The sequence below is a fragment of the Bradyrhizobium sp. BRP22 genome (assembly GCF_020194175.1).
In the GTDB taxonomy this organism is placed as follows: domain Bacteria; phylum Pseudomonadota; class Alphaproteobacteria; order Rhizobiales; family Xanthobacteraceae; genus Bradyrhizobium.
On sequence record NZ_JADYVX010000010.1, the window covers coordinates 80,826 to 99,317 of the forward strand.

Consider the following 18,492-nt stretch of genomic DNA (forward strand, 5'->3'; position numbering starts at 1 on the left):
GATCTGGCGGCGGGAGATCAACATGCCCTATGCAACGACGAACGACGGAGTGCGCCTTTATTTCGAGGAAACGGGAGCCGGCCGGCCCGTCATCTTCGTTCATGAATTCGCGGGAGATCTGCGCAGCTACGAGCTGCAAATGCGGCATTTCGGCAAGCGCTACCGCAGCATTGCCTTCAACGCGCGCGGATTCCCGCCGTCCGACGTGCCGGAGCAGGTCTCGTCCTATTCGCAGGCCCGCGCCGCCGACGACATCCTCGCGGTGCTCGATCATATCGGCGAGCGGCAGGCGCATATCATCGGCCTGTCGATGGGCGGTTTCGCGACGTTGCATTTCGGCCTGCGTCATCCAGAGCGGGCGTTGTCACTTTGCATCGGCGGCTGCGGCTATGGCGCCGAGCCCGACAAGCGCGAGACGTTCCGTGCCGAAGCCGACGTGATCGCTGGCATGATCCGCGCCGAAGGCATGGCAGCGTTCGCCGAGCGCTACGCCTACGGTCCGACGCGCGTGCAATATCAAAACAAGGATCCGCGCGGCCACGCCGAGTTCAAGGCGATGCTGGCAGAACATTCAGCGGCCGGATCGGCCAACACGCAGCAGGGCGTACAGAAGGAGCGGCCTTCGCTTTATTCGCTGGTCGAGGAGATGAAGCGCATCACGGTGCCGACATTGATCATCACCGGCGACGAGGATTGGCCGTGCCTGCTGCCGGGCATTCTCATGAAGCAGAGCATTCCCTCGGCCGCGCTCGCGGTGATGCCGAATTCGGGACACGCGATCAATATCGAGGAGCCGGAGGAGTACAACCGCATCGTCGGCGATTTCCTGGCCCAGGTCGATTGCGGCCGCTGGCCGTCCCGCGATCCGCGGGCGGTCAGCACCTCCATCACCGGAATGAAGGATTAACGGTTCCGTCCACGAGCCTGCCCGACGGCGATCAGTAGAGATTGTTTTTGTATTCGTGCTCGAGAGTCTTCTTCAGAAGACCCGCCGCGCCGGGAACGGACAATGCAGCGCTGGTCAGCCGGGCTCCGAGTCCGTTGGTCTTGTTGAGCTTGATATGCTCCATGAAGACCTTCGCCGGGTCGATGTCGGGGCGGCCAGCCGCTGGCCAGAGCCTCGCTTGAGCAAGGGCGCGGCTTTCGGACATCGTGATGCTGAGATCGTCGATCCCTATGGCAAGCGCCGGCGTCTTGTCCTGCACGCTGAATTGCGCGCGGATAGCTGCGTCGTCGGTCATGTGGGCTGTCCCCGATAATCTCACGACGCGAGTCGATCCAGGGATGAGCAGCGCGGCGGCGACGCGGGGCTGAGTGATGATGTTGCGAAAGCTGTCGACGCGACGGTTTCCCGGGCGATCGGCAAACCAGAGCCGCGAACCCTCGAAATGCACCATCATGCCGACGGGATCGCCCTTCGGGCTGAGATCGGCGCGGCCTTGAGCGTCCGTGGTGGCCAGCGCCAGGAAACGGCAATCGGCGATGAAGGCCGAAAGATCCGACGGGGGCGAGGCGAGCGGCGGGGCTGTCCAGAAATCCGAGCGGATCAGCGCCTTGCCGCAATGACCGTAGCATTCCTCCACCGCAATGCAGATCTCGTCGTGCCGCACCTCGGTTACCCTGCCGTTGACCCGCAGCGTCTCTGTGATGCCTGGAAGCGGAAACAGCGAAGCGAACCCAACATCCGGCCGGGCAAGTGCGGCATCATCGAGCAGCGCGGTGGGTAGCCGCAGCTCGCGGACGCCGGCCGATGCGAAGCCGAACTTTCCGCCCGCCATTGTGACCGCGATGCCCGAGGCGTCACCGAAGGCGGTGACGATAAACGGCGAAAGCCCAATCCAGCGCAACGCGCCTTCATCGAGATGATCGATCACCTTGAGCATCATTGGCAGCGGCGTCTTGCCGATGATTGCTTCAAGCTCCGCGACAGTGTCGATCTGTTTGCTCATCGAAAATCCACCAAAGTTCGGCGCTGGGCCGATGACGGTTGGCACGGATAGGCCCTCGCGCGATTGGCGACATCAGGTAATTCTGACATTATATTCTGAATTTCCGCCAATACGCCCCCGCGGAAATTGGATTCGATTGAAATGCCAATCCTGAACGATTCTGACCGTCCCGGCTGACTTCGTCGACCCGGATGAGGTGGCGCGCGCGGTGGTCACCTACGGCATCACGACGGTCACGACCGGTATCGAGCTCGACTTTCACAGTCACCGGAAAGCGCATGCTCGTACAGCAGACCGGCATGACCTTTGGCCGCTGGCGGCAGCAGCTCAGCATCATGCTCGCGCTGCAATGGCTGGCGGGCGGCGCGACGATTCAGCAAGTGGCCATTGATCTCGGCTATGAGAGCGCGGGCAGTTTCGTCACGATGTTCAGGAAAGCGCTCGGCACAACTCCGGGCCGCTATATGGCCGAACGCCAGGGAACGCGCCGGTCTCCTCGGACCTGAAAGCACTGCAGCGATACCACTCCGGCGCTCCCCTGCGCTACTCCGGCGACGCATTGAGGCGTGGCTCGCCTGAAGATTTTGCCAAGAGCCGCAGTCGCCGGCAGGCGAGTCCGAATTCTTCAATTCAGCGGCGGGCAAGCAGCACATCATGAGATCGGCGGTCGCACCCGACCCGTTGTCGATCGCGGCCTTTACCGAATGATGCAATTTGAAGCCGAGGTCCTTGATATGTGCTCTTCGAGAAATCAAGCCGACGCGCTGCACAGCGCGTCGCTTCGAACCGAGCGTGAAGCGCCAACCGACACCGCCAGTTCGCTCCGTTCGGACCAGATGATCAGCTCCAGCCTGCGGTGGAAGTCACCTCACCGCAACGGATTGACCGGTCAAACACGACGCACTGCCTTATGGGTTCAGCGCATGGCAAGCGCGGCTCTGGCCTTCTTCGCTTCTGCCCTTGCCCCGGCGCTCGTCATGACGGCAATCTGGCGCGACACGAGGCTTGCACCGATGGTGTTCGCATTCACATTGATTATTGCACTCAGTCATGCGGTCCTGATCGGCTTGTCAATTTTCCTGGTTTGCCTGTGGCGACGCAGGATGGACATCGGATCGTGCGTCTTCCTGGGTAGCTTGATAGGAGTCGTACCGGCCGGCATTCTGACCTTTCCGGCGCAGCATGTCGAATTCCACGCCAGCGCATGGCACAGCAGCATGCCTATCGTTGTAAACGAGCTGCTTCGCTCCGCGATATCAGGAAGTTACATCGAGCCTTTGGCATATTGCGGATTGCTCGGAGCGCTTGGAGGATTCGTATTCTGGACCGTTTTGATATCCTCGGGCGCGTTTGGTCGATATAGCCGAAGCCATCACGTTGGCACCTGGTCCCGTTGATGGTCGATCGCTGCAGGCGCGGAGACAGCCGATCGAATCATATCGGCGGCTTTCTCCGCCATCATGATTACACACGCGTTGATATGTCCTGATATGATGGTCGGCATCGCCGAAGCGTCCACGACCCGAAGCGATGTCACGCCAAGGACAGACAGCTCGCTGTCGACGACCCGTCCGATCCCGCACGTTCCACAGGGATGGTTTGCCGTCACCGCCGTGCTTCGGATCCACTGTTCGATATCGCGATCCGATCGAATGCGGGCCGGCCCGATCGCCTTTCCTGCCATAGCCGCAACTTCGGGCCGCGCGGCCAGTTCGAGAGCGATGCCTGCGCCGCGCAGCAATGTCGCGAGATCGTCCGGGTGCTGCAGGAAGCGGTTGCAGATCCTTGGACCATCCAACGGATTGGCCGATCTCAGCAGAACCTCGCCTCGGCTCTTGGGATGAAGCAATGTCGGGCGGATCGCGAAGCTGTCCTCGAACGCCGGACGCAAGCCTGGAAACCAGAGATGGGTCTGAGCCGAGATCGCCCGAAACATGAATTCGATATCAGGCACATCGAGCGACGGAAGGGTCTTGATGAATGCAAAGAGAGCATTCGGAAGCACCGTGCCGGGCCCGGTCCCGAAGAGGTACGCCTGAACCATAGCCAGCACGGCGCGATCGAGACGCATCATCCGGTGAAAGGAGCCCGGCGCAGGACGGCTCCAGTTGAACCACGCGGCAAGGTGATCCTGCAGGCCCTGCCCCACCGGCAAGTCGACGAGCGTCTTGATTCCGAAACCGGCAAGATGCCTGATCGGGCCGATACCTGACAGCATAAGAACCTGTGGGGTGTGATATGCACCAGCGCACAGGATGATCTCTTGGTCAGCGTTGGCGTACGCAGTCTGCCCGCCCTTGACGTACCGCACACCTACCGCACGTGTACCCCGGAGAACGATCTCGCTTACATGGGCCCCGGTCAGAAGTGTCAGATTCGATCGCTTCAACGCAGGCCGGAGATAGGCCGCAGCCACCGAGTCGCGGCGGCCCTTCCATATTGTGCTTTGGACTCTTCCGAATCCTTCCTGCGTTTCGCCATTGAAGTCGTCCGTGATCGGGAAGCCAAGTTCACGCGCGGCGGCAAGCCACGCCTGGAACAGGGGATCGCGAGAACGCGCAAATTGAACGTGGATTGGTCCCGATCCGCCACGCCAGGCGTTGTCTCCATGCTGCCAGGTTTCGCAGCGTTTGAAATAGGGAAGGACAGCGTTGTAGGACCATCCCTCTGCACCCTCGCGAGCCCAGCGATCGTAGTCGCCGCGGTTGCCACGGGTAAACGCCATCACGTTGATGGAGTGGGATCCGCCCAACACCTTCCCACGCATCGCGGGAATGGCCCGGCCGTCCAGCGCCGGATCGGGCTCCGCGACCAGACCCCAATCGTAGATGCGATGCTGATGAAGCTTGCCCAATCCGATCGGAATGTGAACCAATGGATTTCGATCGTGCCCGCCTGCCTCGAGCAGCAGCACGGTCGCGTTCGTCTCTTCCGACAGCCGATTGGCCAGGACGCAACCTGCGGAGCCAGCCCCGACGATGATGTAATCGTACGATCGCGTCATCGGATGCGCCGCACCTCACCACATGAAATAGTCGTACGAGATGGGACCCGCATTCGTCTCGTCCGTAATGCAGCACCGTTCGGCCGAGGGTGGCAGCAGCGCGCGCTCGGGCGGCGCGCCGAGCACTGCATGGAAGTCGCTTATCATGTGCGCTTGATCCGCAAATCCGCACCCATAAGCAATATCGGCCCATCCCAATCCATTCCGTCGCGCGGCCAAGACCTTCTCCAGGCGCGCGCAGCGTGCGAACTGCTTCGGGCTCGTTCCGAATATGGTGTGAAACTTGCGCAGAAGGTGTCTCTCGCTCACGTCCAGATTCGCGGCGAGCCGCCGGACCCGCAGCGAAGGATTGCGACGGAGACGCGCGGCGGCCTGGCATATCACGGGATCCGGTTCGCGTGGGCGGGCATGAGCGCAAAGAAATTGCGCTACCGCCGCGGCCCGGTCGGCGCTGCTCGGCGCCTCCGAGACTCTTTCCTCAAGCAGGCTGATTTCATGAGCGTCGAAGACGTCATCAAGTTCGATCTTGCAGTCCGCAAAATGGTCCAGGCGTTCGGCTAGAAAGTGGGCCGCGGCTTCCGGCCTGAATCGCACGATTATTGCACCGAGCGGGCCCGACGCCCGTATCGTCGAGATGCCACTATCCACCTTGGTGATGATGTTTCTGTAATTTCGATGTCGACGATCCGTATCGCCGAACTTCCGTGAGGACTTCATGGAGTCGCGGTACTGAACGATGAAGCATGGCCGTGTGCCCGGCAACACTTTGATAGCAACGGCGCGGGCCACCTCGGCATCCGGGAAGTCCCAATCGACGATTTCCTCCACGAAATCCGCAAGAGCTGGAAAGCATTCGTCGACATTGATTGGCCGGTATAGGCAAATGACGATGTTGGTCGCGTCAATCTTCGAAATCGGCTGTGGCATATATTCTCGTCCCTTACGGCTGCACGCGTCTCTCCTCGGTCATGTGAATATTTTGTACGGCTCGACGCTTGGTGACGCCATTAAAATGGATGTTAGAGACGCGGTCCGTTGCCACGGTGGTTGGCATTCAGCGGCACGACATCAGCAGTCAGGAACGTTTCAATGCGGACCTCGCACTGAAATGATCGAACGTCAGGACTCGTGACCGCGGACGAGCCGACGTTTGAAAGCCGAGAGAATGTTTCAGCCGTAACCGTCCGCACAGGGGAAGCGCTTGGCTATCGATGGGATCGTTATCGATCAGATTGTTCAAAACTATGTCGTCGAGCTGCGTCTCGGTCGATCCACAACGACGTTCAATCTACGTCGACCAGCGCTGGGTCATCGTACCGGGCTGGGATTGCCGGACACCAGCACAACAACGCCACCTGGGCGAACGAAGCTGAAGAGCCGCGAGGAGGTTGCGACGCCCTTGCGCCGACGCAAGCTCGTAAGCCGAGCAACAACTGCATCGAATGGCTCATGGGAAACGAAGCTGCTGGGATCGGCGACGACGAACCGCGTCCAATAGCACTGACCGGCCAGCGTTGCGCGCCTCTCGGCCAGATCGATCGCTTCCGCCGACTGGTCAACGCCAACTACAAGCCCCGAGGGACCGACCAACTTCGCGATCCAGAACGACGCCTCACCAGTGCCGCAGCCGAGATCCAGAACACGCATTCCGCGGACGATGCCAGACCGCTGAAGCATATACTCGGTAAGCTCCAGCACGGATGTGACCTTCCGATCCGGCGGCATGACTTCACTCTCCCATTCATCCAGCTCGTAGGAAGTCACCTGAGCGGTTCTTGCCGCCGCCCGCATCTCGATCCTCTTCTGCAGTTCACGCATCGTCATCTCTCTTGTTCGGCTACGGTTGTTACGTTTGTACTGCTTGGTTCCTGCTGCCGCGTAACAAGGACGACGAGCGCGCGAGCCGAATCCCGGCGACTCGTGTTTGTCGTCGCAATGCGATATGCAAAAGCCGGCTCGACCCACGTGTCGCCCGCCCGATAGATGCCTACGCCCGCCTGCCAGGCCGATGCCTGGATGGCGCCCGAGAGCACGTGGGTCAGCACGTAGCCCGACGAGGGCATGCGATGCAGCTCGGCCGAGGCGCCCGGCGGATAGTCGATCAGGTAAGTGGAGAGAGAAATGTTCTCCGAGCCGGCCAGACGTTTCGAGGAAACCAGGGTAACCGTGGCGCCAGCTCCAATTGGGTGGTCAGCCGGAACCGGCGGATGCAGCTCTGGCGGGCTCGCGGCACGCAGGCTGGTGGTCGCAGCAGCGCTCGCAATCAGCGCGAACGCACCCAGGGTTACGACAAATGCTTTTCGTACGATCATCTTGCCTCCATCCTTTCCGCAGGCGGAGCCGGCCTCGGCTCATGCCGATCCATGCGATGGCCGAGATTGACGGTACGACTGCACGAGGCTGATGAATTGGATAAATCGGACTCTCGTCCGACATGCCGGATCCAGCAGGCACGTGCGGCCGGCGCCGGGGCGATTGGCTGCCATTGATTTCTCCTGGCAACCAGCCACTCATGGATGGCAGCCGATCTTCAGATGTGCGTTATGGTCTAATTGACATTGAAGTTCACCGGCACGGTGATCGTCCTGTTGGCGCCCGGCGGCGGCACCGGAACGGGCGAGGCCCGGTGCACCAGCGCCACCACTTCCTGATCGAGATCGGCGAATCCGGACGATCGCACCAGGCTTGCCCACAGCACCTTGCCGGCACCGTCAATCGCGAAGCGCACATAGGCGATCCCGCGCGCGCCGCGCTCCCTTGCGTCCGACGGAAACCGCTTGCGGCGCTCAAGATGAGCCATGAGGAGCGACTGCCAAGTCGCTGGTGATAGCGACGACAGTCCCGAGGCGGTCTGCGCGGCAGCCGTGCGGTCGGATTGGCGGGCCTCCACCTGCGCCTGCAAAGCGGGCTTCGATTCGGCAACGGCTTGCTGCTTGCGCGGATGCGGCTTCTTCTCCTTCGGCTTTTCCTTCGTTTCCTCTTTCGGCTTCGGCTGCTCTGCCGGAAGCTGGACCTCCGCTTGATCCAGTACGACGGTCTTCTCCTTGATCTCGTCGTCGGGCGGCTGCTCCGGCTGAGTGACAGGTTCGGCCGTTTGCTGTTGCGGCAACGCTTCGCTCTTTTGCTCCTTTCGCGGCATGCTTTCTTCCGCCGACTTCTGGTCCGGCGTGATCTCGTCCGGCCCTGTTTGGGCCGCTTCCGGCACGGCCGCGAGCTCGATCATGATCGCGGTTGGCGGTGAATTATCTGCGGCCACGACCGCGTCCGCGCGCAGCAGCCAGGCCACGGCTCCGGCATGGACACCGAACGTGACGAGGCCCGCGGCCAGCCACAGCAAGGCTTCGATCACTCTGGCCCGGCGCGTGATCGAGCCGTTGAAGTCGTTCACCGCAGGTGACGGGCTGCCGCCGACCATGGCGTCTTACTCCGCGGCCAGGACGGACGGCGCCGGCGCGCGGGCATCAGGCACTTTGCGGACGTCGAGATCGAGGCTGACGAGTCGTTCGACCGCGGCCGCCGCGTCGGCGAGACCCTGCCGATAGCCGGCGACCGCGCGCGCGAACGCATTATAGATGACGACCGCCGGAACGGCGGCGACCAGACCGAAAGCGGTCGTGAGCAACGCCTCGGCGATGCCGGGCGCGACCACTGCGAGATTCGTGGTCTGCGTCTGCGAGATGCCGATGAAGGCATTCATGATCCCCCACACCGTGCCGAACAGGCCGACAAAGGGCGCGGTCGCGCCGATCGTGGCAAGCAGCCCGGTGCCCCGGGTCAGCCGGCGGCCTGCCTGCGCCTCGATACGGGCAAGACGCGATGCGACGCGCTCCTTCACGCCGCCGTCGCCGGCGTGGTCGAGGACCCGCGACGACCGACGCAGTTCGTCACCGGCGGACCGCACCATGAATGCGGTGGGCCCGCCCCGATTCGCAAGCGCGCGATCGGCGTCCGCGAGGCTCTCCGATGAAGCGATGACCTGAGTTGTCCGCCGCGCCCTGGCGCGGGCGCAGACAACCTCGACAGTCTTGGCGAGGCCCACGGTCCAGGTCACAAGCGAGGCGAAGGCTAGTCCGATCATCACCGCCTTCACCACCCAGTCGGCCGACATGAACATGCCCCAGGGTGACAAATCATGCGGCAGACCGGCCCGACGTTCCGAATCCGGACGACGTGGCGAGGCGGCGGGATAATCGGTTGACACCGGCCCGACCGGAGACGGCCTGACGGTCTCTGCCGGCTCGCCTGACGGCGCGACAATGCCGGTGTCGGGTGGCGCAGCCGGATGTTGTGCCATCCCGCAGGACGGTCCCGCGGCCAACGCGACGATCAGCACAAGCGGCACGATCGTCCAACCCCGTTTTTGCGATCGTATCATGCTGCGTCCTTCCAATTCGTCGCTCACGACGCGATGCGCATCACCGGCCGGCTGGCGGCTTTGCCATCCCGGCGCGGACGAAAGCTCCGGACGAAGAGCCTGTCGAGAAGCGCGACGGCCCCGCAGATGGCCCGAAGACGTTTGTCCTCGGTCATGAATGCGAATATCGTGCAGCCGTTCGCGAACACCAGGAACAAGAGGCTGCAGACCAATTCGAAGAGCGATGCAGTCATGACTCGCCCCACCGTGTCGCTGCGGCTTCCGGACGTCTGTCCAAGCGTGTTTCACCAGGCTTCTTGATTTCGATCGTGGGCATCCCTTGCTATTCTTTCTTTAAAGCGCGGTTGGTTGATGTCCGGCATCGGCCTAGAAGCGGTAGTTCAGACCGATCCGGATCGAATGAAGATCAAGATCATTTTCCGCCTTGCGGCCGTTTGTCGTCTGAGATGAGCCGGGAATTGTAACTGTCTGGCTTCTATAAACACGGCATACGCCGGCACGGGGAGGCGGATAATACAGGACACAGATTTGCGTCTGCACCCCGTACGCCAGCGTCACGCCGGCTGTCGCATTCGGAAAGAGAAAGTCCTTATTTCCGAAATGATCGTAAGAATACTCTCCCTTGAGAGACCAGTTATTGGTCAGCGCGTATTCGAACCCTCCCCCCAACGTCCAACCGCTGCGTGTCGCTGAGGCTTCCTCGCGGAAATTGAGTTGAGTGCTGGGTACGTTTCCGCTGACGGCCTGATACTGACTCCGCACTTCGCTTTCACTCAGGAACGCCAGACCGCCCGTCGCATAAACAAGCACGCGATCGAATGCGTAGCCGATACGGCCGCGCAGCGACGCCGTCCAGTCGAACTGGTAGTCGATCTTGGCCTGCAGAAAGCTGCCTGCCCTAAGCTTGGCGTCTTCCGTTGCAAGAGCGTTTTGCGTCTTCCCGAACTTGGTCCAGGAAAAATCTCCCTCGACACCGATCACCATGCGGTTCGAGAACTGGTAATTGAACCCGCCCTGGAAGCCTCTTGTCAGATCGCGGAAGTTCAGGTCGGCCGACTCCGTCGCCGCGATAGCTCCGGGCGTTCCATCTCCGGCCGTCGTGATGCCCTTGGTGGCGCCCAGGCCGTAACCGAGATGTCCGCCGACATAGAGGCCGGTCCAGTCGCTCCCCGGAGAGCCGAGCGAAGCATTCCCCAATCTTACTTGGGGAAGGTGACGAACGAGAGGCGTCGTTTCATTGAGCGTCGTGGTGTAGCTGATCCGGGCGGTTCGGCCTGGCGATGGGACCGCGATCGAGGTCAGCGCGCCGAAATAATATTGGTCCGTCAGGTTCTCGACGCTGAAATTGAACGTCGCGTCGTCGTCGACCTTGTAGATGCCGAAGAGATCATACACCTGATATGACGGCCAGGTGAACGTATCACCACTGGTTGGAGGCCAGGCGCTGCCCGAGCGCGCCGACGAGAACTGGACTCGTCCGCCCAACGTCAGCCTCTGATCGAACAACCGGACGCCGGCCGTCACGCTGCCAGCATAGTCCGGTGGGACATAGTTCGCAGCGTAGTCGTTTTTGAGCGCGCCTGTTGGGCTCGCTAGACTGAACTGTGACGTCGGCGGCGCGCAGCTTCCCGCAGTCTCGCAATATTCAATCTTGGTATATTTGGTGAAAGCGCCTTCGAGGAAAAATGCGCCCGCGTCATAGTTGCCGGATATTTCGAAGCCGCGGAAGTTGGCGCTGTCAATATTGTACCATACGTATTTGTGCTCCGCAGGTGCTCCGCTCCCCGTCTGGTAGCGGACGATATAATCGTCATAGTGGTTGTCGAAATAGGCGAGCTTGACGCGGAGCTTGTCGCCGGACTGGAAAACGTTGTTGCGCAGGATATTCAGGCCGGCTTCGTAATTCTTGGCGATCTCGGGCTGCAAATCCGGATTGTTCCAGAGCAATCCCTGATAATGCCAATGCGTTTCACGAAGGCTCGGAGGACGGTAGCCCTCCTTGTATTGGCCGTAGAACTGAATTCCCTCAATCGGCGATATGACGACACTAGCATTGGGACTGGCACGTCCGCCGGAACGATCAGGAAACTTGGTGAGGTATCCTTCGCCATTTGAATTGTAATGGTCATAGCGCAGGCCCGCGGAGAGCGTCAGCCAGTCGATCGGCTTGAGGCTTGCGTTGCTGAACGTTCCCGTCATCACGCGCACGCCCGAGGGGCCGTAGGTTTCCCAGCCGTCCGAGCCGGACACCGAACTCGGAAACTGCTCGGCCTTGGCGTGTTCGCGGGTGAATTCAACGCCGTTGTCCCATGAGAGTTGGCCGAGCGCGGTGTCGAACACGGAGGTGTTGCCGACATCTCCGCCAACCATCACGTCCGCATAGGGGCCAGGAAGGAGACCATGGCGCTGCGACGTCAGATCGGTCAGCCAGAGATCGGCCCGCATTTTCACATACGGATTGTCCGACGGCTCATACTTGTATTTGGCCGTGTAGGTATCGACATGCGTTTCGGAGAGTGGGAATTGTCCGTAGGGCAAAATTCCTGACACCATCGCAGCCTGATAACTCAGCTCATCAAGCTCGCCATAGTTGGAATTGTAGGAGAGATAGCCGAGTTCGAGCGACTCACCATCACCCCATTTCACCTTTCCTTTTGCCAGAAACGAATCTGTATTTTCCGAGGTGTTGAACACCTCCTGCCCGGGCTTTACGAGTGAATTGGCATTCGCGGTCGTTGTAAGCGCGTTTGCAGGACGGAATGTGATCCCGTCGGGGACTTTTGTTCCGGCGAAGTAGTTACCTTGGACGTGCTTGGAATAGGCGACGATGAATTCGTAGTTCTCCTTGATCGCGGCGACGGCCACACTGCCCGAAGATGTGTCGCCGTTGAAAAAGGATGGCCGGCCCTTGGCCGCCGTATTGACGGCGTTGTTCGACAGGAAACTTGGCGCCTGCTCCGCCACCGCGTTGGTGGCGAGGCTGCCTTTGACGCGCGTACCAAATATCTTGCCGTCCTTGACGATGTCGCCTGCTTCGAGGGTGCGGAAGTTGACGGTGCCGCCGATACCCCCGACACCCACTCCGCTGCTCGGTCCCTTGGAAATCTCGACACCGCCGATCAGATCGGGATCGACATAGGTCTCGTCGCGGTTACCGATATAGCCGCGATAGGAGCTCGTGTTCTGGCGCGCACCGTCAATCGTCGTGCTCACGCGGCCCATGCCTTGCAGGCCCCGGATGTTGGGATTGATCGACGTGCCGACATGATTGCCCGCCGAGATCACGCCGGGCGTATCGATGAACACGTCGCCGGCCGATGTGGGCGGCAGCCGATCGAGTTGCTCGCGCGAGATGTATGAGACTGATCCAGGAGTCTCATAGGGCGTATCGCCGTTCATCGTGGAACGCCTGGCGTTCACATTGATCGTATCGAGCAGGAGAGACCCGTCGGCCGGTGGCGGGGCGGCAGCGTCTGAGATGTTGGCTGACGGGCGCCCACCAATGACGGCGGTGCCTTGCGAGGTAATGCGGTAGCTGATGCCGGTCCCGCGAAGAAGCTGATCGAGCGCCTGCTGCGGTGTGAGGCTACCGACAACGGGGTTGGACCGCACACCTTGCGACGCCTCGGAGGGAAATGCGACCTGAAGCCCGGACTGGCGACCGAACTGGTTGAGGGCACTCGTCAGCGGCTGAGCCGGAATGTTGAACTGGCGGATCGCCGGAGCGTCCTGCGTTTGCACGGTCTGAGAGAAAGCGCCCTCTGCATATAGGACCGGTCCGGCCGATAGCGCGCAGACGGCTGCACTGCGGAGCAAGTGGATAGTGACGCGCTTCGATCTCCCTCCTGCTACTGTTCCAATTCTAGTTCTTACTCCCCCAATAGACATCAACTCGCTCATCTTCACTTGTCATTGCGCAGCCAGCTCCATAGGCATGCGCTTCCGACGTAAAGACGAAGAGCTCCGCAAGATTCTCACGGCGGCGTCGTTTTTGGAGGAATTACAAATTCCGCAATCGCGCCGACTACAGGCGCGACACGATCCGCACGAACGGGGTAACGGACCGAACCTTGCCGCCGAAAGGCTCGACGAGCCCGGCGAGCGCGCGATCAGGGTTACGTAGATCGAACAGGCCGCTCACCTTGCGGCCCGCAAGGTCTCGGTCGGGAATCAGGATCGAGGCCGAGGAGTAGCGCTGGATCAATTCGATGGCGGATTCTACGGTGGCATTGGACAGAAAGACCTTTCCTTCGCGCCAGGAGCCGATTTCCTCAAGCGATACCGGTTCGATGCTCGCGTGACCTGTCGCGTGATCGACGACGAACATTTGGCCGGGCTTGAGAATGTCAGATGGTTCGCTCTTCGCGGCGGGCGTGGCTTCGATCGAACCGCGCAGGAGCGCAACCTTCGTACTCGTCGATGAGACCTGGACATTGAAGGCGGTGCCATGCACCTTGACTTCGACGCCCCGCACATCGACGATGAAAGGCCGTGTGGTGTCGGTTGCGACATCGAAGAAGCCTTCGCCTGCTAGCAGCGTAACGCGGCGCTGCGTCGTTCCGATATCGGCCTTGATCGCGCTGCTTCCGCCGAGTTCGACGGCGGAGCCATCGGCCATCCGAATATGTTCGGTCTGGCCGGCGGCGGTGCGGTAGTCGGCGCTGAGGGCAATGAGGACTGCCGGAGCTGCAATCCACAACACGCATGCCGCGACAAGCGTGAAGACCACCATCCCGATTGGGCGGCGATATGATTTGCGCGTCGCCATGGTGCGCGCGGCAAGGTTCGGTATGGGTAGAGGCGCGTTCGTCACGCCCGGCTTCGAGAACGGATCGACGCCTCCCCAGGCTTTCTGATCATAGGCCGGCTTGACTGCGCCGAGCGCCTTCCATGTTGCGCTGACACGCTCCCACGCGCTCCGGTTCTGCTCGCAAGCTGCAAGCCAGGCCTCGAACTCGTCGAACACTGCGGAGCTCCGGGGCGCTTGCTCCAGTCGCAGGATCCAGCCGGTCGCCTCCTCGAGCAACTGGCGCTCCGTATCGTGTTTCGTAGCCAACGTATCCAATGTTCCCTGTCGCGGTGCTCTGTCGTCGTCTACCGATGAATGAAGCCGGTCTGTCAATCCGAACGAAATTGACGCTTTCGCGTGACTCTTTACAAGACCATTCGCGGGATCACGAGTTCGTCTCGCCGTTCGAGTCCCGTTCGAGCCGGATCGTGACCGTTGCAACGGCCGCCTGGATCAAGCGGTAGACGGTAGGAACGGAGACTCCGAGGTGGGCAGCCACCTCTTCGACCGAGTATTCGCCGAACCTGTGCATTTCCAGCGCAACGCGCTGTTTCTCCGGTAGCCCGGCAATGATATCCATGGCTCGGCGCTCGCTCTCACGATAAAGAACAGTTTCCTCGGGCGTGGGCGTGGTCTGAGAGCTGGTCCAGACCGGTGCATTGTGCGCGTTCCGCAGATTTTCCAGACGCTTCCGCCGCAGTACATCCACCGCAAGATTGTGCACGATGCGAAACAGATATGACCGTGGACGGGCCTCCGGCATCCGGCCGCCACCCGCCGGGACAAATTTGATGAATGCTTCCTGCACCAGATCCTCGGCCCCGTCGCGAGAGCCCAGCAGGTGCGAAGCGTAGTCGATGAGAACTGCGCGATAGTGCAGATACAGAGCGAACCGCGGATCGAGCTCCTCCATCAGAGCTTTCTCCCCGGATCACGCACAAACGCGCCACGCCGCGGTCCCGGCCTTGCTTCCCTTCGATCCCGGGCCACGACACTGATCGGGCCCTGCAGGACGACGCGCTCTATGGTTCTTGATCCGGTCATGCCGCCCCCTCGGCCCGCGAACCTCATGATCAGGGCGCTCACTGCACGCGAAACAGTTAGAAACTCGGAAATTTCTTCGCAACGACAATAATTTATAATGCCTCTAGGGCTTGCCGCCGCGAACTGGCAGCTGCGTCCCATTCAGGACTATCGAAAACGGCTGGGAAGCGACTGGCCGCTATTCCGGACCCGGACGCCCTCCCCGTCATTGCGAGCGTTAGCGAAGCAATCCATGTCTCCGCTTGCGGCGCTATGGATTGCTTCGCTCCGCTCGCAATGACAATGTGGACGCAGTTGGTGCGACAAAACAACCCGACGGGCAAATCAGCTAAAATCTGTCCAGCCCTGCCGCGAAAAATAAATCGCTTAACCCGTCGGGCAAATCAGCATTATGACTCCGCGCGTCTCACGGCGACAGCTTCTCGGCTCGGCCACTGCCGTCTCTGGAATACTGGATCGTCCGCCGGAGCCTGTCATCGGGCGGCCGTTCGGCCGACCCGGTGGCGGACGATGACTGCGGAGAAGCTGTTTGACATTTGAATCAGAACCCTCCGGCGCATACGCATGAGTGACACCCGGGTCTCCATCCTCGCACCAAGCATGCACGGCGATCCCGTTATCGTCGACAGCGTGCTGGAGGCTGGCGACGCACACCGCCCGGAAGTTCGAACTGATCATCGGCGGCATCCGCCGAACTTGGACGGTCACTCGATGTTGTCGGGAAAAATTCCCGCAAAGATTAAGGAATGAAAGTCGACGCCCGTCTGATTTGACCACTCATGTCTCGCCCTCATACGATCGCTTCAGATCCGTCAGAGATCGGAGAAATCTTACCTCCGCGGCTGCCCGGCAGCGTCCAGTTGCGGGACGACAGTCGCGCAGTGGCTCATCCCAGCAGAGCCTTCGGGAGCCTATGCATGATTTCCATCACGCCAGGCGCGCCCTCTCCCGGCGTCAGATGCGCCGTAGCGGCCCTGGCTGCGGCCGATGGATCCTGATCGAGAATGGCCTGGAGGATCAGGCCATGATATTGATAAGCCTTGCTGATGTAGCCCATCGCGTCGAACGAATGGTTGCGATAGGCGCTGGTTCGCGTGCGCATTCGCAGGATCTCCTGACGGAGATAGGGATTGCGCGATCCCGCGTACAGCACCTCATGAAACGCCATGTTGGCCTGCTGCCAGCCGAGCGCGTCGTTACGTTCGACGACGCCCCGGGACGCCTTATAGACGTCCGCCAGGGCCTCGCGCTCCTTGTCGGTCATCCGCTCGCAGGCGTAACGGGCCGACAGGCCCTCGAGTTCGGCCAGCAGCTCCCATACTGACAAGAGTTGCGCAAAGTCCATCTTCGAGACGATGGCGCCGCCGCGGGAGATGCTGGACACCAGCCCCTCGGCCTTCAGACGCAGGATAGCCTCGCGCACAGGCGTACGCGAGACGCCAAACTGCCTCATCAGGTTTTCTTCGTCGACCGGATCCCCAGGCAGCAACTCGCGCTGGCTGATCTGCGTTTCGACGACACCGTAAATGCGATCGCTCGCCTTCATCTCGATCACTACGTGGCTCTCGGGCAACTTCGGAAGGCGATCGTCCATGGTCGACACAAATTTAGGTCCCCGACGCTAACGCAACAGCTTCAGGTCGAATCGCCATCGCGCTTCAGTCTGTCGTTCATGCATGATCTCCATGCAAAGTGCGTTCCGTCATTGGCGGGAAACCGGTACCCGGTTTCCCCAAATCCAGGCAAGCCGATCAGAGCGTCAAGTTGACCGTTACGGTCTTCAGCCGCGAAAAGCCCTCGAGCATCGAACTGAGCGACATCTCCTTGCCGAGCCCGCTCTGCTTGAAGCCGCCATAGGGCTGGCCCATGATCTGGCCCTTGCCCTGGTTGACCTGGACCCAGCCGGAATCGATCTCATGGGCCATCCGAATGGCGCGTGACGTGTTGCGCGAGAACACATAGCCGGCCAAGCCATAATGGCTGTCATTGGCCATCTTCAGCACCTCGGCCTCGTCGGTCCAGGGGATCGCCACCAGCACCGGACCGAAGATTTCCTCCTGGGCGAGACGCCAGTTGTTCGACGTGCTGGCGAACAACGTCGGCACGGTGAAATAGCCGGCGCTCAACGGGCCTTCCTTCGGCGGCAGGCCGCCGGCGATCAATTTGACGTCCTTGTTCTTGATGCCGTCTTCGATGTAGCCGCAAACCCGATTGTATTGCTTGTTGTTGATCAGGCTCCCCATGTCGGTGGCCTCGTCGAGCGGGTCGCCGATCTTGTAGCTGTTCATCAGCGCGGTCAGCTTGTCGAGGAACTTGTCGTAGATCGACCGATGCAGGAACAGGCGCGATCCGGCGGTGCATGACTGGCTCTGCCGCGTGAAGCGCATCGCGGACGCGACGCCTTGGACGACCCAATCCTCATCGGCATCTTCGCAGACGATGGCCGGGCTCTTGCCGCCGAGTTCGAGCGACACCGGCACGATGCGATCCGCCGCGCCAGCCAGGATGCTGCGGCCGACCGCGGTCGAACCGGTGAACGACAGCTTGCTGACCCGCGGATGGGTTGCCAGCGCGGCGCCGCATTCCGGCCCGAAGCCCGTGACGATATTGAGCACGCCGGGCGGCAGATGCCGATTGCAGATCTCGGCGATGAACAGCGCGGCGAAGGGCGCGTCTTCGGCAAGCTTGAGCACCAGCGTGTTGCCGGCGCAGACAGCGGGCGCGATCTTGATCGACGACAATGTTGCCGGCGCGTTCCAGGGCACGATGGCCCCGACGACGCCGAGCGGCTCGCGCCTCGTGTAGCTCAGGATGTCATCACCCAGCGGCAGCGTATCGCCCTTCAGCTCGCCGGCCAGACCGCCAAAATAGCGGAAAACGTCGACGCAGGTCAGCGCCTCCGGACGCGCCTGAGTACGCAGCGCATTACCGGTTTCATGGGCGATGATGCGGGCCAGTTCCTCAACGCGGGCTTCGAGCTCGTCGGCGACCTTGAGCAGCGCCTTGCCGCGCAGGGACGGCGTGACCTTCTTCCAGCTCACGAAGGCCTTTTCCGCAGCGGCCACCGCGCGTTCGACGTCCTGCGCGGATGCGCGCGGGGTGTGGGCAATGGTTTTCTTGGTGGCAGGGCATCCCACCGCCAGCGTGCGGCCATCGACACTGCCGACCCATTCGCCGTTCAACAGTTGAAGCGTCGGTCCAAGACGCACCGAGCTGTCCGCCTCGCTCACGGACGCCTTCATCCCTCCATTGATTTGAACTTGTACCGTCATGATCTTTCCTTCCATCGTTGTCGTTGTAGCGATCGCCGGCCGGGCCGCATCCGTCATGA

16 protein-coding genes and 1 pseudogene are annotated in these 18,492 nt (G+C 61.2%); 4 read left to right on the top strand and 13 right to left on the bottom strand.

All coding sequences use genetic code 11. The annotated features are described in order from the left end of the window. Positions 1-22 precede the first annotated feature (22 nt). A complete protein-coding gene (locus tag I6F35_RS15555) occupies positions 23-907 on the top strand; it encodes an alpha/beta hydrolase (protein WP_225118561.1) in 885 nt (294 codons plus the stop codon). Positions 908-938: 31 nt separating this feature from the next. Here the strand turns inward: I6F35_RS15555 and I6F35_RS15560 are convergent, their stop codons facing one another. Continuing rightward, complete coding sequence (locus I6F35_RS15560; RefSeq protein ID WP_225118562.1) at positions 939-1,949, bottom strand: pyridoxamine 5'-phosphate oxidase family protein; 1,011 nt, start codon at positions 1,947-1,949, stop codon at positions 939-941. 275 nt (positions 1,950-2,224) lie between these two features. Between I6F35_RS15560 and I6F35_RS15565 the strand changes: the two are divergent. Together I6F35_RS15565 and I6F35_RS15570 are read left to right on the top strand one after the other, a co-directional pair. Further along, positions 2,225-2,455: pseudogene (locus I6F35_RS15565) on the top strand (helix-turn-helix domain-containing protein); the annotation flags it as partial. 60 nt (positions 2,456-2,515) lie between these two features. Next, entirely contained in the window at positions 2,516-3,346 is an 831-nt protein-coding gene (locus I6F35_RS15570) for a hypothetical protein (protein WP_225118563.1), read from the top strand. Here I6F35_RS15570 and I6F35_RS15575 read toward each other — a convergent pair. The 10 genes from I6F35_RS15575 to I6F35_RS15620 form a co-directional block, all read right to left on the bottom strand. Continuing rightward, on the bottom strand, positions 3,322-4,953 hold the full coding sequence (locus tag I6F35_RS15575) for a GMC family oxidoreductase N-terminal domain-containing protein (protein WP_225118564.1): 1,632 nt from the start codon (positions 4,951-4,953) through the stop codon (positions 3,322-3,324). The two genes, I6F35_RS15570 and I6F35_RS15575, sit on opposite strands and share 25 nt — an antisense overlap. A gap of 15 nt (positions 4,954-4,968) precedes the next feature. Next, positions 4,969-5,880 (bottom strand): AraC family transcriptional regulator, encoded by a 912-nt coding sequence (locus I6F35_RS15580; RefSeq protein ID WP_225118565.1) that lies wholly within the window; start codon positions 5,878-5,880, stop codon positions 4,969-4,971. A gap of 381 nt (positions 5,881-6,261) precedes the next feature. Then, complete coding sequence (locus tag I6F35_RS15585; protein WP_225118566.1) at positions 6,262-6,771, bottom strand: class I SAM-dependent methyltransferase; 510 nt, start codon at positions 6,769-6,771, stop codon at positions 6,262-6,264. Between the two features lie 2 nt (positions 6,772-6,773). After that, the gene (locus I6F35_RS15590) at positions 6,774-7,265 is read right to left on the bottom strand and encodes a hypothetical protein (protein ID WP_225118567.1); all 492 of its coding nucleotides are present in this window, start codon (positions 7,263-7,265) and stop codon (positions 6,774-6,776) included. Between the two features lie 236 nt (positions 7,266-7,501). Continuing rightward, on the bottom strand, positions 7,502-8,368 hold the full coding sequence (locus I6F35_RS15595; RefSeq protein WP_225118568.1) for an energy transducer TonB: 867 nt from the start codon (positions 8,366-8,368) through the stop codon (positions 7,502-7,504). A 6-nt stretch (positions 8,369-8,374) separates the two neighbouring features. Then, the gene (gene exbB / locus I6F35_RS15600; RefSeq protein WP_225118569.1) at positions 8,375-9,328 is read right to left on the bottom strand and encodes a tonB-system energizer ExbB; all 954 of its coding nucleotides are present in this window, start codon (positions 9,326-9,328) and stop codon (positions 8,375-8,377) included. A 23-nt stretch (positions 9,329-9,351) separates the two neighbouring features. Beyond that, a complete protein-coding gene (locus tag I6F35_RS15605; RefSeq protein WP_225118570.1) occupies positions 9,352-9,561 on the bottom strand; it encodes a hypothetical protein in 210 nt (69 codons plus the stop codon). 133 nt (positions 9,562-9,694) lie between these two features. Next, positions 9,695-13,228, bottom strand: a complete 3,534-nt coding sequence (locus I6F35_RS15610; RefSeq protein WP_225118571.1) for a TonB-dependent receptor — start codon at positions 13,226-13,228, stop codon at positions 9,695-9,697. Between the two features lie 124 nt (positions 13,229-13,352). Continuing rightward, positions 13,353-14,384: a FecR family protein gene (locus I6F35_RS15615; RefSeq protein WP_225118572.1), complete on the bottom strand. Its 1,032-nt coding sequence runs from the start codon at positions 14,382-14,384 to the stop codon at positions 13,353-13,355. A gap of 118 nt (positions 14,385-14,502) precedes the next feature. Further along, positions 14,503-15,030 (bottom strand): RNA polymerase sigma factor, encoded by a 528-nt coding sequence (locus I6F35_RS15620; RefSeq protein ID WP_225118573.1) that lies wholly within the window; start codon positions 15,028-15,030, stop codon positions 14,503-14,505. A gap of 695 nt (positions 15,031-15,725) precedes the next feature. On the opposite strand from I6F35_RS15620, the gene I6F35_RS15625 reads away from it, so the two are divergent. Next, the gene (locus I6F35_RS15625) at positions 15,726-15,911 is read left to right on the top strand and encodes a hypothetical protein (RefSeq protein ID WP_225118574.1); all 186 of its coding nucleotides are present in this window, start codon (positions 15,726-15,728) and stop codon (positions 15,909-15,911) included. A gap of 136 nt (positions 15,912-16,047) precedes the next feature. On the opposite strand, the gene I6F35_RS15630 is transcribed toward I6F35_RS15625, so the two are convergent. Next, complete coding sequence (locus I6F35_RS15630) at positions 16,048-16,707, bottom strand: GntR family transcriptional regulator (RefSeq protein WP_225118687.1); 660 nt, start codon at positions 16,705-16,707, stop codon at positions 16,048-16,050. 205 nt (positions 16,708-16,912) lie between these two features. Then, complete coding sequence (locus I6F35_RS15635) at positions 16,913-18,433, bottom strand: aldehyde dehydrogenase family protein (protein ID WP_225118575.1); 1,521 nt, start codon at positions 18,431-18,433, stop codon at positions 16,913-16,915. Between the last annotated feature and the right edge of the window lie 59 nt (positions 18,434-18,492).